Annotated in this window: 17 protein-coding genes and 1 riboswitch; of the genes, 10 read left to right on the plus strand and 7 right to left on the minus strand. The window is 49.8% G+C overall.

Features of this window, described 5'->3' with window-relative positions; translation table 11 throughout:
* The first annotated feature begins 883 nt into the window (after positions 1–883).
* Positions 884–1,846 carry an NAD(P)/FAD-dependent oxidoreductase gene (locus HCN83_RS12975; RefSeq protein WP_168008005.1) on the plus strand — a complete coding sequence of 321 codons (963 nt, stop codon included), beginning with the start codon at positions 884–886 and terminating at the stop codon, positions 1,844–1,846.
* Between the two features lie 499 nt (positions 1,847–2,345).
* Complete coding sequence (locus HCN83_RS12980) at positions 2,346–3,662, plus strand: endo-1,4-beta-xylanase (RefSeq protein WP_343033730.1); 1,317 nt, start codon at positions 2,346–2,348, stop codon at positions 3,660–3,662.
* Between the two features lie 52 nt (positions 3,663–3,714).
* On the opposite strand, the gene HCN83_RS12985 is transcribed toward HCN83_RS12980, so the two are convergent.
* From HCN83_RS12985 to pgsB, 4 genes are all read right to left on the minus strand, one after another.
* Positions 3,715–5,568 (minus strand): gamma-glutamyltransferase family protein, encoded by a 1,854-nt coding sequence (locus HCN83_RS12985; RefSeq protein ID WP_168008007.1) that lies wholly within the window; start codon positions 5,566–5,568, stop codon positions 3,715–3,717.
* A complete protein-coding gene (locus tag HCN83_RS12990) occupies positions 5,565–6,800 on the minus strand; it encodes a CapA family protein (protein WP_168008009.1) in 1,236 nt (411 codons plus the stop codon). The genes HCN83_RS12985 and HCN83_RS12990 overlap by 4 nt, the downstream gene beginning before the upstream one ends.
* A 48-nt stretch (positions 6,801–6,848) precedes the next feature.
* On the minus strand, positions 6,849–7,298 hold the full coding sequence (gene pgsC / locus HCN83_RS12995) for a poly-gamma-glutamate biosynthesis protein PgsC (RefSeq protein WP_168008011.1): 450 nt from the start codon (positions 7,296–7,298) through the stop codon (positions 6,849–6,851).
* 84 nt (positions 7,299–7,382) lie between these two features.
* Positions 7,383–8,636, minus strand: coding sequence for a poly-gamma-glutamate synthase PgsB (gene pgsB / locus HCN83_RS13000; protein ID WP_246238235.1), 1,254 nt, complete (start codon positions 8,634–8,636; stop codon positions 7,383–7,385).
* 350 nt (positions 8,637–8,986) lie between these two features.
* Here pgsB and mqnB point away from each other — a divergent pair, with 350 nt between their 5' ends.
* Both mqnB and HCN83_RS13010 read left to right on the plus strand, forming a co-directional pair.
* Positions 8,987–9,604, plus strand: a complete 618-nt coding sequence (mqnB, locus tag HCN83_RS13005; RefSeq protein WP_168008013.1) for a futalosine hydrolase — start codon at positions 8,987–8,989, stop codon at positions 9,602–9,604.
* A complete protein-coding gene (locus HCN83_RS13010) occupies positions 9,601–10,437 on the plus strand; it encodes a 1,4-dihydroxy-6-naphthoate synthase (RefSeq protein ID WP_168008015.1) in 837 nt (278 codons plus the stop codon). The genes mqnB and HCN83_RS13010 overlap by 4 nt, the downstream gene beginning before the upstream one ends.
* A 100-nt stretch (positions 10,438–10,537) precedes the next feature.
* Here the strand turns inward: HCN83_RS13010 and HCN83_RS13015 are convergent, their stop codons facing one another.
* Complete coding sequence (locus HCN83_RS13015; RefSeq protein WP_168008017.1) at positions 10,538–10,987, minus strand: DUF2188 domain-containing protein; 450 nt, start codon at positions 10,985–10,987, stop codon at positions 10,538–10,540.
* 133 nt (positions 10,988–11,120) lie between these two features.
* Here HCN83_RS13015 and HCN83_RS13020 point away from each other — a divergent pair, with 133 nt between their 5' ends.
* Together HCN83_RS13020 and thiW are read left to right on the plus strand one after the other, a co-directional pair.
* The gene (locus HCN83_RS13020; RefSeq protein ID WP_168008019.1) at positions 11,121–11,450 is read left to right on the plus strand and encodes a four-helix bundle copper-binding protein; all 330 of its coding nucleotides are present in this window, start codon (positions 11,121–11,123) and stop codon (positions 11,448–11,450) included.
* A 147-nt stretch (positions 11,451–11,597) separates the two neighbouring features.
* A complete protein-coding gene (thiW, locus tag HCN83_RS13025; RefSeq protein ID WP_168008021.1) occupies positions 11,598–12,089 on the plus strand; it encodes an energy coupling factor transporter S component ThiW in 492 nt (163 codons plus the stop codon).
* Between the two features lie 856 nt (positions 12,090–12,945).
* Here the strand turns inward: thiW and HCN83_RS13030 are convergent.
* Positions 12,946–13,611, minus strand: coding sequence for a class F sortase (locus HCN83_RS13030; RefSeq protein WP_168008023.1), 666 nt, complete (start codon positions 13,609–13,611; stop codon positions 12,946–12,948).
* 100 nt (positions 13,612–13,711) lie between these two features.
* Positions 13,712–14,536: a DUF4397 domain-containing protein gene (locus HCN83_RS13035; protein WP_246238236.1), complete on the minus strand. Its 825-nt coding sequence runs from the start codon at positions 14,534–14,536 to the stop codon at positions 13,712–13,714.
* A 560-nt stretch (positions 14,537–15,096) separates the two neighbouring features.
* Positions 15,097–15,203: riboswitch (SAM riboswitch) on the plus strand.
* Between the two features lie 112 nt (positions 15,204–15,315).
* Between HCN83_RS13035 and HCN83_RS13040 the strand changes: the two genes are divergently transcribed.
* Genes HCN83_RS13040 through metH form a run of 4 tightly spaced genes read left to right on the plus strand, consistent with a single transcriptional unit; the run spans position 15,316 to position 22,915 of the window.
* Positions 15,316–16,440 carry a methionine biosynthesis PLP-dependent protein gene (locus tag HCN83_RS13040; RefSeq protein ID WP_168008025.1) on the plus strand — a complete coding sequence of 375 codons (1,125 nt, stop codon included), beginning with the start codon at positions 15,316–15,318 and terminating at the stop codon, positions 16,438–16,440.
* A gap of 3 nt (positions 16,441–16,443) precedes the next feature.
* Positions 16,444–17,610: a cystathionine beta-lyase gene (metC, locus tag HCN83_RS13045; protein ID WP_168008027.1), complete on the plus strand. Its 1,167-nt coding sequence runs from the start codon at positions 16,444–16,446 to the stop codon at positions 17,608–17,610.
* The gene (locus tag HCN83_RS13050) at positions 17,607–19,463 is read left to right on the plus strand and encodes a bifunctional homocysteine S-methyltransferase/methylenetetrahydrofolate reductase (RefSeq protein WP_168008029.1); all 1,857 of its coding nucleotides are present in this window, start codon (positions 17,607–17,609) and stop codon (positions 19,461–19,463) included. Before metC ends, HCN83_RS13050 begins: the two co-directional genes overlap by 4 nt.
* 5 nt (positions 19,464–19,468) lie before the next feature.
* Positions 19,469–22,915 (plus strand): methionine synthase, encoded by a 3,447-nt coding sequence (gene metH, locus HCN83_RS13055; RefSeq protein ID WP_168008031.1) that lies wholly within the window; start codon positions 19,469–19,471, stop codon positions 22,913–22,915.
* Positions 22,916–22,958: the final 43 nt, after the last annotated feature.

Here is a 22,958-nt window from a genome sequence, read left to right on the forward strand (position 1 = left end):
TGGTGGTGTTGGTTTTGTCGCTTACACACAGGTTCGGCGATTTTTTTCTGTTTCCTTCTATAAATTTTTTCTACACATAAAAAAGGGGCTGTCCCGTCGATAATATCGACTTATGGGACAGCCCCTTTTCCACTTCATAAGGGACTCAACCGTCTCTGCTTTCCTGCTTCCCGGTTTACCATAAGCTTTTCCGTCGATTCTCATCGTTGGAACGGATCCGCAGAGTGTAATTCCGTGGTATCAACTTAGAATACTCAGCGTCTTATCCATTATCGCAGTACAAACAAAATTCGTACACGATCTATTCACACGGAATGACGAGGCTGAGTCTCTTATAAAGTGGATTTACTTATTATTACCCTTTCCGGAAGTTTCAAAACATCTTTATTCGATTAATTTTAAATTTTGTTTAGCCCTGTGAATGATTGGTGCTGATAAAATGAGACGGCGACTGCGGCTCCTTTTTCTGCAGAGGCATTCTTTTGCTGGCACCTCCTCATGTGCCGGGATGATCGTCACTTGTTCTTGTTGTGCAGACATCTGCCCTGTCGTCGCTTTTCCTGATCGAAAAAGGAAGAATCATTCTCTCCCGCTTGTTTTGGAGAGGATGAACGAAACGAAAACCGGCGGTCGCCTGGCCGGAAACGGGCTGGGATGATTCCGCAGCGGGAAAGCAAAGGAGCTCGTTCACGGCAAGCCTGCCGCGATGCAGGAGATTTCCTTCTACAGAATGCTTTAACGGAGCTCTAATGTTAATTTAAACAGGAGTCGTAAATGGGTCAATGTACAGCATACGACGGGGGTTTTTTTGTCCTGCATGCTACAATAAGGCTGTCGACTGCTTCAAGTCGAAGAATTACTGTCAATGAAGGGTGATGGTTGTATGCAGATAGCAGTAGCCGGAGCAGGACTGGCGGGAGTGTTCGCAGCAAAAACACTTGCTGATGCTGGTCATGAACCGATACTAATCGATAAAGGCAGAAGCGCCGGCGGCCGCATGGCAACAAGACGTATCGGGCAAGGAAAGGCTGATCATGGTGCTCAGTTTTTCACCGTGCGGACCCGAACGTTTCAACAGGAAGTAGACCGTTGGCTTGAACAAGGGCTGATTAAGAAGTGGTTTGGAGACGATCATCCACGCTACATGGTACCTGAAGGAATGAATATGCTGGTCAAACGAATGGCTTCCGCCTTTGATCTCCATTTGGAAGAACGGATCGTTCGCATGGAAGCCGATGCGGGGGGAGTGGTTCTTGCTGCGGATTCCGGCAGTATTTTCCCGGCAGATGCAGCCATCGTCACGTTTCCGCCGCCGCAGACGGCAGAGCTGCTGCACCGTTCAGCAATTCCCGGTACGGAAGAAGCGGTTGAGGAACTTGAAGCATTAACATTCCGTCCTGCGATTGTCGGTCTGCAGCCATTAAAGCAGCATTTGCTAATCGGATCGAACGGGATTCTGGATCGCGATCTGCCTGACGGAATTGAAAAAATGATCGCCGCCGATCAGAAAGGTATTTCGACCGAACCCATTCTTTCCGTATATATGACGGGGGAATGGAGCAAACATTACTTTGAAGAATCAGATGAAGTGACGGCCAGAGCGATCAAAAACGCGCTCGCAGCCTGGAACACGGTATCAACAGAGGAGATACAGGTAAAACGCTGGCGCTACTCGGAAGCGGAGCAAACACATTCCGGAGCATGGATGCAGGCAGAAACACTGCCGCTTTATTTTGCAGGGGATGCATTCCTCCATGAGGATGATACCAGCGGAAAAACACGTGTGGAAAGCGCAGTACTCTCTGGAATTGCCGCGGCAGAGGCAGTGCTTAAACAGCATAGATAAACAGCAAAAGCCTGTCAGGTAACTGACGGGCTTTTCAGAATGTTGATAAAGTCGTATTAGGCGAGTAACCTTGCATCTGCGGACACTTGCTTTCCGGAGAGAACGGCCTCGGCTTTAGCCTCGTTCTCCTATCCCGGGAGTCAAGGCTCCCTGTTATTCGCAGCTATCAGGAGAAGTTTGAGAGCCTGGTTTCAATTGTCACTAGCCTAATACCGAATGGATCTCACCCATGTGACATGCTGGTTACCTTGGATAAAAAAAGAAGGTATCGGAAGGAGCGGTTCATTTACTCTGAAGCATTACAATAGTGGGAAAATAGTATAGTAAGAAACTAGGAGGTTCATGTCTATTTTCTGAAATATTAGTTAATTCATTGAACTTACTAACTTATGACGGTATGCTTACATTGTTATGACAGCGCTATCATAATCCGGGAAGGCTGGTGAAACGGGAACCTTGTATGCAGGATGAGCGCAACACATTCAAAGGAGTGGATGGTTTGAAACAATTGAAACGTACCGTTGCAGCCATAGCAGCGATGTCACTTACTGCCCCGTTAGGAACTGCCGCACTGGCGGATAGTCATAGTCCTCACGCACTCGATGCGGAATCCATGCAGGACAGGTTTGAAGCGTCCTTTGATATAGGTGCTGCCGTAGAACTGTATCAGCTTGAAGGCGAGCATGGTGAGATTTTGAAGCATCATTATGGAAGTGTAGTCGCAGAAAATGTGATGAAGCCTCTCTATATTCAGCCGGAAGAGGGAGAATTCTACTGGGATGAAGCGGATCAGCTTGTGGCCTTTGCAAATGAACATGATCTTGAACTCAGATATCACACGCTTATATGGCACAGCCAGGTTCCAGAATGGTTTTTTATTGATGAAGAAGGCAATGAAATGGTAGACGAAGAGGATCCGGATCAACAGGAAGCAAATAAAGAATTGCTGCTGGAGAGGCTGGAAACGCACGTGGGAACCGTAGTGGAGCGATACAAAGATGACATAGATGCTTGGGACGTGGTGAATGAAGTCATCGATGATGAAGGCGGATTACGCGAATCAGAGTGGTATCAAATCACCGGAGACGAATACATTAAACGTGCATTCCATACCGCCCGCGAATACGGTGGGGAAGATGCGAAGCTGTTTATCAATGATTACAATACAGAAATCAATCCGAAGCGCGATGATTTATATGCGCTCGTGGAGGAACTTCTCGATGAAGGAGTCCCAATTGATGGTATTGGCCATCAGTCTCATATTCAGCTCGACTGGCCGACCCTCGAGGAAATTGAAGAGTCGATCCGCTTGTTCGATGGCCTTGGGCTTGAGACGCATATCACGGAATTAGACGTCAGTCTTTACGGCTATCCGCCGACCCCGGCGTTTGATACGTACGCTGATATTCCGGATGAGGCGTTTGAGGTTCAGGCGGAGCGGTATCATCAGCTCTTCACGCTTTACGAGTCGCTGGATGAGATGATCACGAACGTGACGTTCTGGGGCATTGCAGATGACCATACGTGGCTTGATGATCGTGCGGAGGAGTTTAATGACGGCATCGGAAAAGACGCTCCATTTGTATTTGATGTCGACAAAAACGTGAAGCCTGCCTACTGGGCAATGATGAGCGATGAACCGGCGACAGAAGCAGAAATGGAAGCAGGCGTTGAACCAGTAGACGTGGAAGAACACGGAGATGAGCTGCCAGCTACAGCGACTAATATGCCGCTGTATGGATTGCTGGGGCTTGTTGCAGCTGCCGTGGGCGTCATTCTTCTTAAACCGAGAAAAACAGAAGAATCACGCGCATAAGCATAAATTAAAAGCACAGTCCGTCGTTGCGGACTGTGCTTCTTTTAACAAGTTATTCAGCTGATTCGATCTGCCATGAACCGTTACGGCGCGGGTCACCGCCGCCGTACATGCCGGACACATTTCCATCTTCATCAAGCGTCAGGCCGAGGCCTTGAATGCCGCCGTAGAAAAGTGGGGAGGTGTGCTCGATAATCGAGTAGTTCATGTTTCGCAGCTCTTCAGCTGCCTCAGGATCAAAATCGGTATCCTCTACATAAATGACATTATCTTCATTATAGAAGCGAGGATGTTGAATTGCCTCCTGCAGAGACATCGATTCACCGTCGTCGTTTAGACCGTGCTGGTAGCGCATAATCGTCTGCAGTACCATAGCGGGAATACGACGTCCGCCAGGTGATCCCATGCCGAGAACAGGACGTCCCTGCTCTTCAAAGATCATCGGCGCAACAAATGTACGCGGACGTTTACCAGGCTCATGACGGTTGATAGATTCGGGGTCCGGACTAAAGTTATCTACCTGGTTGTTTAAAAAGAAACCATTGGTGTAGAAGCCGGAGCCGAAAAACTCACCGAGAGAATGCGTAGCAGACACCATGCGTCCATCGTTATCAACGACAACAAAATGTGTTGTGTGCCGAGCATCAGCTGTTTCAGACGGTGTATCAAACAAGTCCGTATCTGTTTCGCCAATCTCTTCTTCGGAAAAATTATCTACAAGTGTATCGATATACTCGTCGTCCGTCAGACGTTCATGATCGATATCATCAAACTCTGGGTCTCCCAGCGCGTCGAGACGACTTGCATAGGTGATTCGCGTGATTTCATTAATCATGTGCGTATATGCTGCTTCATGTTCAGGTTCGTTTGTTAACTCTTCCAGCGACACATCGCTTTGTTCAGCAATGCGTTCAGCCATTTGCAATGCCTGGACGACAACAGCACCGGAAGAAGGAGAGGGACCGCCGTGCACGGTTTGTCCGCCAACTTCAGCAGACACAGGCTCTGTCATTTGAGCTTCATAATTATTAAAATCATCTTCCTCAAAAGTTGCTTGGCCATGTCTTCTTAGTTCATCAATAATCGCTTGACCAATGTCACCTTCATAGAAACCAGCGGCGCCTTCATTTTTGATGATTTCCAGCGTGTCTGCTAGATCGTTTTGCACAAGCGTATCATTTACTTCAATAGGCTGACCACCTGGAAAGAAATTCTCCCGCTCCCTATCATCAAGTGTGTTCAAGCGTCGTGAAGCATTTCCGATTGTTTGATGAAGTACGTTTCCGACATCAAAGCCTTCTCGAGCTGTATCAATAGCTGGGTCAAGCAATTGATCCCACGGAAGTTCAGCGTGATTTTCATAGATCATTTCCATGCCTCTCACTAGGCCGGGAACAGCGACCCCACGGGGACTGGCATTTTCTCCTTCTCTAGCATCAATACTTTCAGCGGCAGCCTCCCGGTAATCGTAGCTCAAAATGCCTTCTTCGGGATCGTGGACGAGCATAAGCCCGCCTCCGCCAATCCCGGAGCCGTATGGCTCGACGACGTTCAGCATGAAGGAGATCGCAACGGCGGCATCAACTGCATTCCCGCCGTTTTCCATAACTTCCATACCAACATCTGCAGCGAGAGGATGTACGGAGCTGACGCCGTACACGCCGATTGACGGCTGCGTTTCTTCTGAATGATTTGTATTCGAAGTGTTCTGTTCATTGTTCGGCTCTTCAGTCTCATTGCTTCCGGATACCTCAACAGAGTCTGTCTGCCGATCCTGAAAGGCACCTGAGTATGGTTCGCGGAACGGATCGAATTCGTCCGCAAAATAAAGGTTCCATGCGACGAGTCCTACAAAAATGACGGACGCTGCTGCATAGGTCCAGCGGAGATATGGTTTGTAATTCATGATGGTCCAACTCCTTCAAGCACTCCTGCAGCGTCCAGATCCACCTTGAGGCGGCCATCCTCGACTGTCCACCAGTCGGAATTAAGTTCTTTACGCAGCGTACGGTAAATGCGGAAATCGTGATAGCTCTTTAGCGGGCCAGCAGTTTCATAAGGTTTCGTGTCTCCAATCCGGATCGGCACAAAGGACATTTCCGTTGAGCCGTCATCCAGAAAGTCGAGCTGGGCAATAACCGATTCTTTCGTACGGGACCAGCCCTGGTCAAATACGAAATTTCCAAGGCTGTTCATGACAAACGTGCGGTGGCCATCGTTATTTTCAACAACTGTTAACGGCTCCAGCACGTGGCTGTGGTGACCGATGATAATATCGGCGCCGTAGTTGTTCATAAACTGGGCCAGCGCTTCCTGGGTCTCGTTGTAGCCTACCTGATACTCATCGCCCCAGTGCACGTGCACCATCATCACATCAATACCCAGACCGCCGTCTTCTTCAGGAAGTTTTGCCTCCTGCAGCTGTTCCCGCAGGATGGTCAGTCCGACATATTCGGATGTAAAGACCCCGCCGACGTAATCAGAGGCGCTGAAGCCTTGTACGAAAACGTCGGTGAAACCGATAATGCCAAAGCGGACGCCGTCTTCATTTTCAAATGTTTCAATGCGTGAAGCATCGAGATCCCCTGTATCCTCTTCATCAATGTTCAAAGCATCCCCAATGCCGACCAACTCAATATCTGCATCGCGCATGTGGTCAAGCGTTTGATTTAATGATAAGTCACCGTAGTCGAGCATATGGTTGTTCGCCAAGTTCACAGAATCAAAGCCGGCATCGATCAAGGCATCAACGGAGTCCGGCTCCGCAAAGAAATGAATATCCTTATTGTGAAGCTCGGCGTCTTCTATTTGCGGGGCAATTTCCGGATCATCGGGGTCCATCACCGGATTCTCAAAATTTCCCGTTGTGTAGTCAGATTCGTGAAAGAACGGTGTCACGTAGTCAAATACGCGATCAATTGGTTCATTTGCCTGGTTTGCGGCCTCCAGCACGTGCCGGCCCATCATCATGTCTCCGACCATGGATATGCGGTAATCAACATTATCCGGTCTCGTATCCTCTGCTTCCTCAGCAGGAATGAACCAGCTGTACCCAAATAGGGGGACAGAGATGACAGCCATGGCAATGAGGGAATCACGCAGGGCCGTTTTTTTATGTTTGATTTGGAGCAGCTTCATGCGCTCCTGAAAGGTAAACTTTCTTTCCATAAACTATTCTCACCTGCTTTAAAATAAATGAAACACTGTGATAATAACAAAGGTAGCAAAGGCTATGACAAAGGTGGACGAGAAGGTGGGCAGAACGCCCTGCTTTTGAATCGAATTTGCTATCAGCCCCGGCACGATAACACCTATGCCCCGGAGCTCAAATATCTCGAACCCGACAAGCGGATAAGAAAAGTCAACGGCCATTTTTAATAAAATCCCTACCGTCAGCATCGCACCAAACTTTCGTCTGCCGTATAAAACTGTCATGCGTCCGATCACCTGCGTGACGATTAAATATGTAAGCAGACTGATTGCGGCAACAATCACTAAGTACATAATCTGATCAAATACGAGGGCCAGATAGCCCGGTACAACAAGTCCTGCAGGAACAATTCCTGTTTTCTCTGCATAAAGAAGGGATAGCAAAACCCCGACAACAATCGCAATGTATAAATCCGTACCAAACAAGCTCAGCCAACTCCTTTAAAATAAGTGAAATATGCATGCCGAGAAGGCTGCCCCGTAAAAGAACAGCCTTCCACGACTTGCCGATTAATGCTGCTCGGCCAATACGCGGTCCCGTCGTTTCGGAAAGTAAGCTGCACCTGACTGCTTGCCAGGATCTTTCCGTTCGGCACCGAGTTCTTCCATGGCGTCAGCAATTTCCTGGCCGCCGCCGTGAATATTTCCAATCCCATAGAGCAGCGTCTCATCCGGGAGCTTTTTCAGTTCATCAATAACTTCCTCTGTGTCTGCTTTTTCCAGGTTAATCAGCTTATTCACCTGGATGCTGCCTTCCTCATAAGCGCGGACAATGGGCTGGACGGCTTTACCAGCTACGATCAATGTGTCCATTTTCAGCTCGGGAAGCACTTCTTCAGCAAACTGAATCGTTCTGTCAACACGGTCATCCCGGCAATTCATGATAACTGCCTTGTGCCTGTGACGGTAGCCAGAGGCAAGAATTTTATTCCAGATATTCCGCGTGGAAGTAGCATCATTTGCAGCGAAACCATTAAAGAAATAGCTCGGTTCAGATGCTGTACCGAAGGAATGAATTTTCATCGCACCCGGATCTACCGGTGCATTCAGCATCCCCCGCATCGCTGTGTCACGGTCTATTCCAAGAATGCCGGCAACGGCTAACCCAATCGCCGCATTTTCCGCAAACATCATGTAAGGGAATTTCTTCAAGTACGACTCATCAATGCCCTTCGTAGAATAGTAGACCACTTCAGAGCCGCGGTTTTCTGCGATATCCTCAAAAAAATCATTATAGTCTGTTTCCGGCATGACGACATATCCGTTTTTCGGAATCGTACGGGAAAAGGCTTCAGCAATCTGATCGAGGGTAGGACCCATGACATCAAGATGATCTTCCACAATATTCGTGATAACCGTAATGTGCGGACGAACAAATCGGTCTTCGAATACCTTCTGATACTCCGGGTTTACTGCCATACACTCTGCAACAAACGTGGAAACGTTGCGGTCAGCTACTTGATCATTGATGATTTTCTGCTCAGAAATGTTAGCACCCTGCAGGCTTCGCATAATCGGTTCTTCCTCTTCAGAATCCCAATAAAACAAACGGGGAGAGGTGCCGGTTGTTTTACCAGCAGTTCGCTGTCCATCTTCTTTCGCGATTCCCATTAAGAGTCGGGTGACGGTTGATTTTCCTCGAATTCCATTTACAAGAATTCGTGTCGGAATCTTTTGCAGCTGCCGATCCATTTTTCGGCGTTCCTTGATGCCAATGTAAAAAATGACTGCTGCAATGACTCCGAGATACATTAATTCGGCCATTCCTGCTACCTCCTGAAATAACTTGCACCTTCTGTTCTGCCCAGTAAGCGGACGTTCCCCAATTATAAGAACGCCAACCATCCTGTTATGTTTCACTCAACAGAGAAAGTTTCTTATAGTAAGGACGTCAGCTGTGTCAGACTGGAAAATAGAACGGAAAAGACACTATCCTTAGAACTATTCCCTTGAAAGCATGCCCCTAACCGCTGAATTTACATGAAATATTTACCATGAGGCAGGCGGGAGTAAGCTTCAAGCATTTCTATTATACGCTGTACCTGATACACTTATACAGGAATCCTAATGAAAAATCTATTATTTCGTCGAACTGTAAAAGGAGCTTAATATTCATGAAGTCGATTTTAATTGTGACAGCGGTTGAAAAAGAGCGTGAAGCAGTAAGACGAGTGTTTGCGGAATCAGAAGCTGCAGTGGAGCTGTGCGGCTTTGGTCCGGCAGAATCAGCAGCGAGAACCATGAAGGCTGCACTGACACATAAACCAGACGTGATCATCAATGCCGGTATAGCCGGAGCATTTCCCGGAAGAGCCGTAATCGGTGACGTCATCGTTGGCACACACAGTATTTTTGCGGATTTAGGAGCGGAATCAGAAGCTGGATTTTTAAGTACGGATGAATTAGGATTTGGAACGTCTGCTTTTTCTTCAGAGGCTGCCGCTCAATTTGCGGAGCTTCAAGCACACTATCTCCCTATCTTAACAGTTTCTACTGCTGCTGGAACAGAGTCCCGAGTCTCAGAACTTATGGTGAGGTATCCTGAAGCCGGAGGAGAAGCGATGGAAGGTGCAGGAGCTGCTCATGCCGCGTTAATCTGTGGGATTCCATTTGTTGAAATTCGTGCGGTTTCAAATATAACTGGGCCGAGAAGCTTACAAAAATGGGATATCGAGCAAGCGCTTAAACAGCTCTCGCTCGTTCTGCAGCAATGGAAGGAGAGAGTAGAATGAAAATTGCATTTTCACCATGCCCTAACGACACATTTATTTTTCACAGCCTGGTCAATGGATCTGTACCGGGGTTCGATGATGTTAAAGTCACATACGCTGATATCGATCAAACGAATGGATGGGCTGCTGAAGGAGAAGGTCCATCTGTCATGAAGATATCATTTGCCGCACTCCCGTACGCGGCGTCGGACTATGACCTGCTGCAATGCGGCGGCGCGCTCGGCCGAGGCTGCGGGCCGCTTTTGCTGATGAAGCAGGAAGATACATCTGACTGGCACGAAAAAACGATTGCCGTGCCGAGTGACAAGTCCACTGCCTATCTGCTCTTCCGCCTCTGGCAGAAGCAGCAATTCTCAGGTGTTAAGGCAGCAGTAACGGTGATGCCGTTTGAAGACATCATGCCGGCAGTGGAGCGCGGTGATGTAGATGCAGGTCTTGTCATCCATGAAGCGCGATTTACGTATCAGAACTTCGGCCTGAAAAAGCTGGTGGATCTTGGAGACTGGTGGGAACAGGATACCGGCACACCTATTCCGCTCGGGGCGATTATTGCTAAAAAGGGAACGGACACAGACATGTTGGCAGCCGGGATTCGAACGTCACTCACCGCAGCGTGGGAGAATCCGGAGAAGGTTATGCCTTACGTGATGGAGCACGCGCAGGAAATGTCCGAGGAAGTCGCAAAATCGCACATTGATCTCTACGTGAACGAATTTTCATTCGCGCTTGGCAGTACCGGCCGGGAAGCAGTCGAACAGCTGCTTACCCGTGCAGCTGACGAAGGTCTCGTACCAGAAATGAATTGGGACGATCTCTGGAATAAACAGAGCTAGGCAGAGGCGATCCCTTTGTCTGTATGTAATCAACGTAATTCAAAAAAAAGCCTGCTGTGAAGGTGCACAGCAGGCTCTTTGTTATGAAATGCAGGTATTATCAAGAAGGCTTGTAGGTTTTTTGGGTAGAGCCGTCCTGTTTCTGGACGATAACCGACGTTTCTTTATTCCGAGCAATCTCCTCGGCCCGGGAGACGGCCTCCTGTTTTTCCGAAAAGGTGTCTGAAGGCTGTTTCGCACTTTTTGATTGAACCGCCCAGCCGTTTTCGTGGGGTTTTACGTAAACATCCTTATCCGTTAACTCAGGGCGCGCGGAATCATCACCGTCTGCGGACTCGATTTCCTTTTGGGATGCTTGCTTAAGCTGCTCGATTTCCTTGTCAGATGCATTTTTCTGCCATTCCTTAGCTTGTTCGGTCGCAATCGGGATTGCTTCCCCTTCCTTATAGCCTTCTTCGAGCATCGTATTCGCGATATCAATTGCTTTTTTGCGGACGGCAGTATCTAAATTTTTCAGAGAGCTTGGGTAATCCTGCATATTCCATGGCATGGAGGTCACTCCTTCAGAATGTAGTGTACAGCTCTTTTCCCAGATCCCTTTTAAAATAATCGTGTTTAGGAAAAAGAAGGGAAGGGAAAGGAAATAGAAGCAGTAATGAAACCATTAAGAGGAGGAATGCTTCATGAATGAGATTCAAAAAGATGAACTGATGAAAGCATTGCATGACTGTATGGAAGCCTGCAACAGATGTTTTGATGAATGCTTAAAGGAAGACGACGTTAAGATGATGGAAGCGTGCATCCGAATCGACCGTGAATGTGCGGATGTCTGCTCCTTTACCGAACAGGCTGTTTCCAGAGATTCTCCGTTTCTTGATGAATATTTAAAAACATGTGTGGTCGTTTGCAAGGCTTGTGCTGATGAATGCGGCCAGCATGATCACGATCACTGCCAGCACTGCGCAGACATGTGTAAAAAATGTGCTGACGTATGCGAGCGGTTTATCGCTTAATAAATAAAGAAACGGAAAGCATCGACCACTCAGGTGCTGTCTCTACTACAGGGGCAGCACTCTTTGCTGTCTGCGGTAAGAAAAGATGCTAAATACGTTTGCCGAAAAAGGATACCTGCTATACTTTTGGAGGGGAGGGGGAACTTCATGCAAAATACAAGACTGATCACCTTAACAGCAATGCTTACAGCTATTGGAATTGTCGGTGCAGCATTTATCTGGTTTCCAGCTGGTGTTGCCCGAGCGTATCCTGTCCAGCACGCGGTAAACATCATTGCTGCCGTCCTATTAGGGCCCGGGCCTGCGGTGCTGATTGCATTTTTAATCGGGCTGCTTCGAAACCTGCTCGGACTGGGAACGATTCTGGCCTTTCCCGGAGGGATGGCAGGAGCGCTGCTGGCAGGATTGGCATACCGATGGTCACGTAAAACGTGGGCGGCAGCTGCTGGAGAAGTAATCGGAACATCCATTTTCGGAGCGCTGTTGGCTGTACCAATCGTCATTTTCTTTTTAGGAGATTCAGCAGCTATCTTTGCTTTTGTACCAGCATTCTTTGTAAGCAGTGCAGCGGGTGCCGTCCTAGCTCTGCTTATTTTAAGCCGCTGGCGGCCGGATCGAAAAAGAAACGAATCGGAATAAAACGAAGAAAACAGAGTAGGGCCAGTGCCTTCCCGGCGACGTGCACTTCCCGCGCCTCGTCAATTCTTTAAGGCGTCGAGCAGTTAACATCAACGAAAAAGTCTTTCCACTTACATGTTTATTCGCTTGATTGTATTTCCCCTCTGCTTACTTAGCCCGCCGCGGGCTGGCCTTCAGCTGTTTGATCCCTGTTATGAAGGGAAGATAGGCACGGGAGGATGGCGCGGCTTCACTCGGACTCAGGCTTCTCACAAGAAGCCTTCAAGACCCAGTCCGGCTCCGCTCGCGCTTTTCATGCCGTTCAAGTTCGAACGGCGATGAGGCTTCACTCGGACTCAGGCTTCTCACAAGAAGCCTTCAAAAGCCAGTCCGGCTCCGCTCGTGCGTGGATGCCGTTCACAGATCTGAACGGTACGAAATCTTCAGACTGCTTGTTGCGCCTCCGCCGGACACACCGGGAAAATGGCTCTGATTCGTGGAGAATAATGTCACGACAGGCAAACGCGACTGCTTTTTTACCTTTTATACGGAATTGTAGGAAGTACGGACACCCCTGTTCAACATCGAAACGTCTCATCGGGAAGGTTCTATCCTGTATGGAAGCCGATCGTGCAGTCCGAACCAGGCACGTGAAACGCACTGCAGCTGCCGGCATCGAAGGAGCTCGGATCAGAACGAGGCGAAGATCCGGCGAAGGGAAGAAGGGAAAGCCGAGCCCGTTCCCTCTGAAAAGCGAGCCGATCATCATCGGCTCGCTTTATTCTGCAGTCACAGGCGTAAAACCAGAATGCCTGTGAGCTGAAGCTTGGGATAAGAAGGCGTTCTGCCGTTCGTCGATACGAACGGCAGAAAATATTTATTGCTCAAGCTCTGTATACACGACAAGTCGTTCACGGTGGGTGCCAACATTGCGGTCAAATTCTCCGGTGCACGTAATTAAGTTTAAATTGCGCGACGCCGTGCCGCCAAAAACCTGGTCAACTGGTGCATCGTCATACGGATAACTCTCCATTGACTGTACGATAAAGGTCATCTGTTCACCGTCTTCGTCATACAAATGAATGCTGTCACCTGGCTCTAACTCTTTCAGGTCATAAAATACGGCCGGACCTTCATAGTCATCAACGTGGCCTGCCAGAACCGAATTACCTTGCGCTCCTGGTTTGGCACCTCTGTTAAACCAGGCAACTGTTTCACCCTCATCCGGAACAGCCATTTGACCTTCTTCATTCAATCCGTATCCATCGACGACAGCATCCACGTCAATCGCCGGAATTTCAATTCGCACTGGTTCCATTCCCGAAGAAGTACCTCCAAGTACCGGTTGAATCGGTTCTGCCTCTTGAACTTCTTCTACCGTTTCTTCGACTTGATTTTCTTCGAAATCGTTCTCTTCTTCGGAAACTGCTTGTTCTTCCGGCTCATTCAATTCGCTGCTGGATGCGGTTTCCGAAGCTGGCGCAGACCCTGCATCCGCGTCACCGGGATCAGTCTCAACCTCTTCTGATACAGCCGGCTCCATTGGGCTCTCAGGGGACAACGAAGTTTCCGGGGAAGAGAAATTGTCCTCCCCGGAACCGGAACAGGCTCCGAGGAAGACAAGAAGACTTACCCAGTAAAGATTATGCTTGTGGAGCAAAACGTCTGCGGAAGAATACTGCTGCAGCGAGAGCCCCTGCTGCAATAGTCAGTGCAATCGGCATCAAGGTAGAAGACTGGGAAGCTCCGCCCATACCAGTTTGCGGCATATCAGATGGAGCAGCGTGGGCTTCGTCAGCGACGAGAACAACGTCCAGCTCATCAGCATCTGCACCTACTGCATATGCAGAGTACACCATGTCTGCTTCAAGCGTTGTACCGGAAAGGTCCAGAACAGCATCTTCTGTACCAGCGGCACGGATTTCAAGGTCATACGTGCCTGGATCAAGCTCAAGGTAATCAGTTACTGCGAAGAACTCAGCGCCTTCAAACAGAGAGTCTCCACCGACAAGACCGACATCAACGGCTGGTGCTCCTGGTGAAAGGTGACCGACACGGATCTTCGTCATACCTTCAGTTACCGTGTTATCATCAGCAAAAGCTTCAAGACGGAGGTTTTCAAGCGTGTCAACAGCAGCTACTGTGTAGTACATGCCGCCTTCCACTGTAAGCGTCTCTTCAATGACAGGATCTCCTTCGCCGCCTTCACCGGCTGGGAAAATCGCTACATCATGGTCGCCTGCTGGAAGCTCGAGGTAGTCGGTGATATCCTGGAATGCCGCTCCTTCAACTGCTGCATCACCATTCACATACACGTCGACTTCCGGAGCATCAGGAGAAGCATGGAATACCCTCACCATTGCATTGTCGCCATCATCCCCGTGACCGTCCGCAAATACAGGAGCTGCTGCGCTTCCAAACATAAGCATAGCAACGAAAACAATCATAAGCCACTTCAACTTTCTCAACCTCATCATCTCCTTAATCATTTTTGTATTGGTTGAATAACTTCTATACAATGTATGTAAAGATATTGTCCAACCAATGTATAGAGTGTATAGCCCGTTTATACAAAAGGTAAACCAATAATCTGAAAACTTTTTTAAGTTGCTATTATTGTCATGAAAGAAGACGTGACAATGGTGACTATTTGGATCAGATGTCATCTAAAAAATAATTTTCTGCCATATAACTAACAGTCACGTAAAGGCTCATAACCAGAATAGATTGTTCATGAAGGTGCTACTCCTGTATAGGAGGAAAAAGAATATCAGGGAATACAATGCACGACAACAAAGCGTTTCCTGTCTGCCGTTAAAGAGAAATCCATCAGCTGCAGCACAGCAAGAGTGAAGGCCGTGCACCTGCATTCGTCTGAAGCTCACATTGTGAAATAGAAATGCCGCTCCTTCTCATTCACATACCGCGTTGTAAAAGACAGCGCTGCCATAAGACTAGGCATTGCATTCGCTGCAATTTTCCCTTAGAATGAGGAATTATCACGTTAAACTAAATATTCTGACGAACGTTCTTATCAAGAGAGATGGAGGGACCGGCCCGTTGATATCTCAGCAACCAGCCTTTGGCAAGGTGCTAAATCCTGCAGTTTCCGAAACAAGGACTGCAAGATAAGAAGAAAAATCACGACACTTTCTTCTTTATCGCAGCCGGTAAAGAAGTTTTTTTATATTTGCAGACTTGTTAACAGACTCGTCAGTCTATAAATGAAGAAGGAGAGGGCGCAGCCATGACAGACAGGAATTTTTCATTGGAAACAAAGCTTGTGCAGGCAGGAAACCGAAGCGATCATACAACCGGAGCCGTCAATGCTCCTGTTTATTTCTCTACTGCCTACCGGCACGAAGGCATTGGTCAGTCGACCGGCTTCGACTATTCACGTACAGGGAATCCGACCAGGGCGGTGCTGGAGCAGTCCATCGCCGAGCTTGAAGGAGGCGCGAGAGGTCTTGCCTGTGCTTCGGGAATGGCAGCGGTACACGTTGTGCTGTCCCTGTTTGAACAGGGCGACGAGATCATCGCGACGAGCGACTTATACGGCGGCACGTACCGCCTGTTTGAAAACGGCTGGACGAAATGGGGAATTACGTTTCATTACGCGGAGCCGGATCAGCCGGACTCATTCGAGGCAAAAATTAACGAGCGGACGAAGGCACTTTTTATTGAAACTCCCACAAACCCGCTCATGCAGGAAGCTGATTTGTCCGTTTACGCCGATTTAGCCAAGCGGCACAATCTTCTACTGATTGTCGACAATACGTTTTACACACCGGTGATTCAGCGGCCGATCGAGGAAGGTGCAGACATTGTCATCCACAGTGCCTCCAAATATTTGTCAGGTCATAATGATGTTATCGCCGGCCTGGTTGTCGCGGCAGATGAGAAGATCGGTGAAGACTTGTTTTACTATCATAACAGCATCGGGGCCGTTCTTTCGCCGCTGGACTCATGGCTCGTCATCCGCGGCATGAAAACGCTGAAGCTGCGAATGGACAAGCACACAGAAAACGCCCGGATCGTTGCTGATTTTCTGGAGCAGGAAGCACTCGTAACGGACGTGATTTATCCGGGAAGGGGAGGAATGCTGTCGTTCCGTGTTGAGGATGAAACGATGGTCAATCCCATCCTGCAGAATCTGTCGGTCATCTCCTTCGCGGAGAGTCTGGGCGGAGTGGAAAGTCTGATGACGTATCCGGCAACACAGACGCATGCAGATGTTCCTGAAGAAGTCCGTCTGAGACTCGGCGTCGATAACAAACTGCTTCGGTTTTCGGTCGGCATCGAATCCGCGGAAGACCTCACAAATGACTTGAAAAAAGCATTCCAACATGCAACCCTGGAAAGGAAGATATAACTGATGACAAACTATTCCAAGCAGACTTCTCTTTTGCACTCCCCGCATAAAACGGATCCGGCAACAGGTGCCGTGAGCGTTCCTGTCCAGCATGCATCCACGTTTCACCAGCCAGATATCGAACAGTTTGGCGACTACGACTATGCACGATCCGGCAATCCGACGCGACGTGCGCTGGAAGAGACAATTGCGGGCCTTGAAAACGGAACGCACGGATTTGCCTTTGCTTCAGGAATGGCAGCCATTTCGACAACGTTTATGCTGCTTTCCACCGGCGACCACCTCGTTATAACCGACGACGTTTATGGTGGAACTTTCCGCTTGACGACAAAAGTGCTTCACCGCCAAGGGATTGAGCATACGTTCGTTGATATGACGGACCCTGAAGCGGTAAAAGCAGCGGTTAAACCGAATACAAAAATGATCTTTATGGAAACGCCGTCGAATCCGACGATGAATATCACGCCGGTTCGGGAAATTACGGACTTTGCGAAAGAAAATGGCATTTTGACGGCGCTTGATAACACGTTCATGACGCCGGTGCTGCAGCGGCCGCTTGACCTGGGAGTGGATATCGTTATCCACAGTGCGACCAAATTTATTGGTGGTCACAGTGATGTTGTAGCCGGTCTCGCTGTTGTTAAAGACGAGGAGCTTGCGTCAGAACTGCAGTTTCTGCAAAACAGCTTCGGGGCCATTCTCGGACCGCAGGACTGCTGGCTCGTCATGCGCGGACTCAAAACGCTGCACGCAAGAATGAGTGTTTCGGAACAATCGGCTCATGAGCTCGCAGCCTGGTTTTTAGAGCAACCGGAGGTAGAACATGTGTATTACCCGGGTCTGACAACGCATCCCGGCTATACCGTTAATAAAGAACAAGCGGACGGGGCAGGCGCCGTGCTCTCCTTCCGACTGAAGGACAAAGAAGCCGTCCGGCGCTTCGTTGATCATGTGGAAATACCAGTATTTGCGGTCAGTCTTGGAGCGGTGGAATCGATTCTTTCTTATCCGCGAACGATGTCGCACGCGGCTATGTCGGATGAAGAACGGCATGCACGGGGCATTACAGACGGCCTTCTGCGCCTGTCCGTCGGGCTTGAAAAAACAGATGATCTGAAGCAGGACTTCGCGAATGCCTTTGCTGCTTCCAGAAAGGAGGAGCAGGTATGACCCTGAAAGAAAAGCTGCACGAGAGCCTCGTCATCGGAGACGGGGCTATGGGTACCCTGCTTTACCAAAAAGGAATCCAAGGCTGCTTTGAAGAGCTGAACGTATCGGACCCGGACCAGATAGAAGAAATACACCGCCTTTATATCGAAGCTGGGGCTGATCTGATTCAGACCAATACGTATGCGGCGAATGCGTCAAAGCTAGCCCGCTATCAGCTGTCGGACTGCGTGGAGGAACTGAACCGTGCTGCCGTAAACATTGCACGGAAAGCATCAGCAGGACGAGCGTACGTTGCAGCAACAATCGGCGGTGTGGCAACGATGCATCAGGAAAAAACGCCGCTAAGTGAGAGAATGGCTGTTTTAAAAGAGCAGACGGATGTACTGCTCAATACTGATGCAGACGGATTTCTGCTGGAGACGTTTTACGACTTTGATGAGCTGAAGCAAATTCTTACCTATATACGGGCGAAAACAGACAGGCCGGTCATCGCACAGGCCACACTCGGCGATATCGGCGTGCTGCATACAGGCATGCCGCTGCAGCAGGCGCTTGAGGAGCTGGAGGCACTTGGAGCAGATGTGTGCGGAATTAACTGCCGCATGGGTCCGTATCATATGCTGCAGTCGCTTGAAGAAACAGCTACACTATCAAAAGCTGCGTTAAGCGTTTATCCGAATGCAAGTCTGCCGAACGTCCGCGACGGGCGTTTTTCCTATCAGTCCAATCCTTCCTATTTCGGTGATATGACGACATCTCTTGCCGCAGAAGGAGCTGTATTAATCGGAGGCTGCTGCGGAACGACACCGGAGCATATTCGTGAAATTCGCAGAGCGGTTGAGGAGAACGATTTAAAGCCGGTTAAAAAAGCCGAACCGAGCAGAAAAAGGGCTGCCGCTGCTCCGGAACTGGAAGGCGAGCGGATCACAAAGCTGACAGCTCCGAGCGGTCAGACGTCTGTGATTGTTGAGCTCGATCCACCGAAGGCGCTCTCCGGCGTTCCGACATTTATGGAAGGCGCACGAAAGCTTACCGGAGCGGGAGTTGATGCAGTCACGTTAGCCGATAACTCGCTGGCGTCGTCCCGTATTGATAATCTGGCTCTCGGCGCACGGATTAAAGCAGAAGGATCGCGGCCGCTTCTGCACATCGCCTGCCGGGACCGGAACATCATCGGTCTGCAGTCGCACTTGCTTGGGATGCATGAGCTTGGTATTCGCGATATTCTCGCGATCACAGGCGATCCGGCAAAAGTCGGTGATTTCCCCGGAGCGACCTCCGTTTATGACATGTCTTCCATGGATTTAATTCGTTTAATCAAACAGCTGAACGAAGGGACGTCGTTTTCCGGCAAGGACCTTGGAGCGAAAACGGACTTTACGGTCGGGGCAGCGTTTAATGCAAACGCAAGACGGCTCGACCGTGAAGTACAGCGGCTTGAGAAGAAGGTCGAGGCCGGAGCTGATTTCTTCATGAGTCAACCTGTTTACAGCAGCGAACGGATTGAGGAAGCGGCGGAAGCTGTAAAGGGTCTCGATGTGCCGGTATATATCGGGATCATGCCGCTTGTCAGCAGCCGGAATGCGGAATTTTTGCACCATGAAGTTCCTGGTATCAAGCTGACAGATGAAGTGCGCGATCGGATGAAGCGGACGGACGGCGACAGGGAAGCCGGAGAGCGGGAAGGGATTCTAATGGCGAAAGAACTGATCGATACCGCCTTGAAGCATTTCCGCACGGTATATTTGATTACGCCGTTCCTGCGGTACTCGATTACGGAAACATTGACGGCCTACATTCGGGAACAGGAAAAAACAGCCGTCATCAGCGGACGGGCAACAGGGAGAGGATGACAAGCATGACCACAGCATTTGAACAGCAGCTGCGCGAGCGGATTCTGCTTTTAGACGGGGCGATGGGAACGATGCTCCAGGAAGCAGATCTGCACGCCGATGATTTCGGCGGCGAAGAGTATGAGGGCTGCAATGAATATTTAAATGAAGTATCTCCGGACGTGATCCGTGGGATTTACCGTGCTTATCTTGAGGCAGGCTCGGATATCATCGAAACGAACACGTTTGGTGCTACATCGATTGTGCTTGCCGACTATGATTTACAGCATAAAGCGTATGAACTGAACGTGGCGGCAGCAAAGCTTGCGAAGCAGGAGGCCGAGGCGTTCTCAACACCAGAAAAGCCGCGATTCGTTGCCGGAGCAATGGGGCCGACGACAAAATCACTGTCAGTTACCGGCGGCACGACGTTTGAGGAGCTTGCTGACACATACGAAGAGCAGGTACGCGGCCTGGTGGACGGCGGTTCAGATTTGCTTCTGCTGGAAACGAGTCAGGATATGAGGAACGTAAAAGCAGCCTACGTTGCCATTGAACGCGTACAAGAGGAGTACGGCAGAACGTGGCCGCTGATTGTCTCCGGCACGATCGAACCGATGGGAACAACGCTCGCTGGACAAAGTATCGAAGCATTTTATATCTCGCTTGAGCATATGAATCCGACCGTCGTCGGCCTTAACTGTGCAACCGGTCCGGAATTCATGCAGGACCACCTGCGTTCGCTCTCGGATTTGTCGACCACTTTTGTACACTGCTATCCGAACGCAGGGCTTCCGGATGAAGAAGGTCATTACCATGAATCGCCTGACATGCTTGCCAAGAAACTGGCGGGCTTTGCCGAGAAAGGTTGGCTGAATGTGGTCGGCGGCTGCTGCGGTACGACGCCAGAGCACATCCGCGTGATGGATGAAACATTGAAAGCTTACAAACCGCGAGAGATTCCGGAGCGGCACGGGCATGTAGTATCTGGGATCGAACCGCTCGTTTATGACGAATCGATGCGTCCGCTGCTTGTCGGCGAACGAACGAACGTAATCGGGTCGAAAAAATTTAAGCGGCTCATCGCAGAAGAAAAGTTTGAAGAAGCCTCTGAAATTGCACGTGCGCAGGTGAAGAAGGGTGCACACGTGGTAGACGTCTGTCTGGCTGACCCGGACCGTGACGAAATGGAAGACATGGAGAAGTTCCTCAGCCAGGTCATCAATAAAGTGAAAGTGCCGCTCATGATCGACTCGACTGATGAGCACGTGATCGAGAAGGCACTGACGTATTCGCAGGGGAAGGCGATCATTAACTCTATCAACCTTGAGGATGGCGAAGAGCGGTTCGAGGCCGTTGCTCCGCTGGTGAGACGATTCGGCGCAGCTGTCGTCGTCGGTACGATCGATGAAGAAGGAATGGGCGTAACCGCTCAGCGGAAGCTCGATATTGCGAAACGCTCGCACGATCTTCTAACAACTAAATACGGGATCCCTGCCGAGGATATTATCTTTGATCCGCTCGTATTCCCGGTCGGCACCGGAGATGAGCAGTATTTGGGTTCAGCGGAAGCGACAGTGCAGGGGATTCGTATGATTAAAGAGGAGCTGCCGCGCTGTCTGACGATTCTCGGCGTGAGTAACGTGTCTTTCGGGCTTCCGCCGCTCGGACGCGAGGTGCTGAACGCAGCGTTTACGTACCATTGCACAAGGGCCGGGCTCGACTATGCCATCGTGAACACGGAAAAGCTTGAGCGCTACGGATCGGTTTCGGACGAGGAAAAGCGGCTGGCCGATGAACTCCTGTTCGATACGAACGACGAGACGCTGGCGACCTTCACCGCCTTTTACCGGAAAAAGAAGCCGAAGGCAGAGCAGGCAGCTGAAACGATGACGCTCGACGAACGGCTGGCTAACTATATCGTAGAAGGTACGAAGGAAGGGCTCTATCAGGATCTGGATACGGCTCTTGAGGAGTATGATGAACCGCTCAGCATCATCAACGGGCCGCTCATGTCCGGTATGGACAGGGTCGGAAAGCTGTTTAATGATAATGAGCTGATCGTAGCAGAAGTACTTCAGAGCGCAGAAGCGATGAAAGCAGCTGTCGCTCACCTCGAACCGCACATGGAGGAAAAGAAGGATGACCGCGGTAAAGGTAAAGTCATTCTGGCGACAGTAAAAGGTGACGTGCACGATATCGGGAAAAACCTTGTCGAAATCATTCTGAAAAACAACGGATTCTCGATTGTAAATCTCGGTATTAAAGTGACACCGAACGAGCTGATTCAGGCAGTGGAAAAGGAACAGCCTGACGTCATCGGCCTCTCCGGCCTGCTCGTAAAATCAACCCAGCAGATGGTCATTACAGCAAATGATCTGCGGGAGCATGGCATCGATCTTCCGATTCTTGTCGGCGGAGCGGCGCTTACGAGACGATTTACGGATACTAAAATCGCGCAGCAGTATAATGGGATGGTGCTTTACGCCAAAGACGCCATGAACGGGCTCGATATTGCCAATAAGCTCGTGAAACCGGAGGATCGTGAAGCACTGCGGTCGCTCACGGAAGAAAAGCAGGCGCAGGCGAGAGAGCGTGTTGCTGCTGATGCCGAAAAGAAACAGGCAGCGACAGCCGTTGCGGAAAAGCCTGTTTCGGATGTGGACCGTGAGGCGCAGCTGTTTGTGCCGGAAGACTATAAGCCGCACATTCTGCGTGATTACAGCCTGAAGCACCTGTACCCGTACGTAAACATGCAGACGCTGCTCGGATCACACCTTGGACTGCAGGGAAATGTGAAGCGGAAGTTGGAGCGTGGAGATGAGAAAACAGAAGACCTGAAAGCACGCGTGGATGGATTTTTACAGAAGGCAGCAGCAGAAAAACAGCTCCGTGCTGACGGCATGTATCAGTTTTTCCCGGCCCAGTCGGACGGAGACAGTGTATACATTTACGATCCGGCAGATCACCAGCGGGTGCTGGAGACGTTTACGTTTCCGCGTCAGGATAAAGCGCCGTACCTCTGCCTCGCCGATTTTCTCCGCAGCAGGGAAAGCGGCGTCATGGATCACGTTGGTTTTCTGGCCGTCACCGCAGGGAAAGGCGTGCGCAGTCTTGCTGAAGAGGCAAAGGAAGCCGGTGAGTACATGGACAGCCATCTGATTCAGGCAGCGGCACTTGAACTGGCAGAAGGCTTCGCCGAGCGTGTCCATCAAATGATGCGTGACAAGTGGGGCTTCCCGGATTCACCGGACTTTACGATGCAAGAGCGTTTTTCTGCTAAGTACCAGGGCGTCCGCGTCTCGTTCGGGTATCCGGCCTGTCCGAACCTGGAAGACCAGGAAAAGCTGTTCAGCCTGATTCAGCCGTCCAAAATCGGGATGGAACTGACAGACGGTTTTATGATGGAGCCGGAAGCAAGCGTCACTGCAATGGTGTTTGCCCATCCGCAGGGAAGGTATTTTGCTGTATAAAAAATGACGAAAACTATCAGGCTGGAAATCCCCTCCGTAATAA

Source organism: Alkalicoccus luteus, from assembly GCF_012034335.1.
Taxonomy (GTDB): Bacteria; Bacillota; Bacilli; order Bacillales; family Salisediminibacteriaceae; genus Alkalicoccus; species Alkalicoccus luteus_A.

Coding starts and splice junctions, on each gene's coding strand:
- HCN83_RS13040 (WP_168008025.1), top strand. CDS start 15,316: ATGACAGACAGGAATTTTTCATTGGAAACAAAGCTTGTGCAGGCAGGA.
- HCN83_RS13015 (WP_168008017.1), bottom strand. CDS start 10,987: ATGCCATGGAATATGCAGGATTACCCAAGCTCTCTGAAAAATTTAGAT.
- metH (WP_168008031.1), top strand. CDS start 19,469: ATGACCACAGCATTTGAACAGCAGCTGCGCGAGCGGATTCTGCTTTTA.
- thiW (WP_168008021.1), top strand. CDS start 11,598: ATGCAAAATACAAGACTGATCACCTTAACAGCAATGCTTACAGCTATT.
- HCN83_RS13050 (WP_168008029.1), top strand. CDS start 17,607: ATGACCCTGAAAGAAAAGCTGCACGAGAGCCTCGTCATCGGAGACGGG.
- HCN83_RS13010 (WP_168008015.1), top strand. CDS start 9,601: ATGAAAATTGCATTTTCACCATGCCCTAACGACACATTTATTTTTCAC.
- HCN83_RS13030 (WP_168008023.1), bottom strand. CDS start 13,611: ATGGAGCCGGCTGTATCAGAAGAGGTTGAGACTGATCCCGGTGACGCG.
- HCN83_RS12975 (WP_168008005.1), top strand. CDS start 884: ATGCAGATAGCAGTAGCCGGAGCAGGACTGGCGGGAGTGTTCGCAGCA.
- metC (WP_168008027.1), top strand. CDS start 16,444: ATGACAAACTATTCCAAGCAGACTTCTCTTTTGCACTCCCCGCATAAA.
- HCN83_RS12990 (WP_168008009.1), bottom strand. CDS start 6,800: ATGAAGCTGCTCCAAATCAAACATAAAAAAACGGCCCTGCGTGATTCC.
- pgsB (WP_246238235.1), bottom strand. CDS start 8,636: ATGGCCGAATTAATGTATCTCGGAGTCATTGCAGCAGTCATTTTTTAC.
- mqnB (WP_168008013.1), top strand. CDS start 8,987: ATGAAGTCGATTTTAATTGTGACAGCGGTTGAAAAAGAGCGTGAAGCA.
- HCN83_RS12985 (WP_168008007.1), bottom strand. CDS start 5,568: ATGAATTACAAACCATATCTCCGCTGGACCTATGCAGCAGCGTCCGTC.
- HCN83_RS13020 (WP_168008019.1), top strand. CDS start 11,121: ATGAATGAGATTCAAAAAGATGAACTGATGAAAGCATTGCATGACTGT.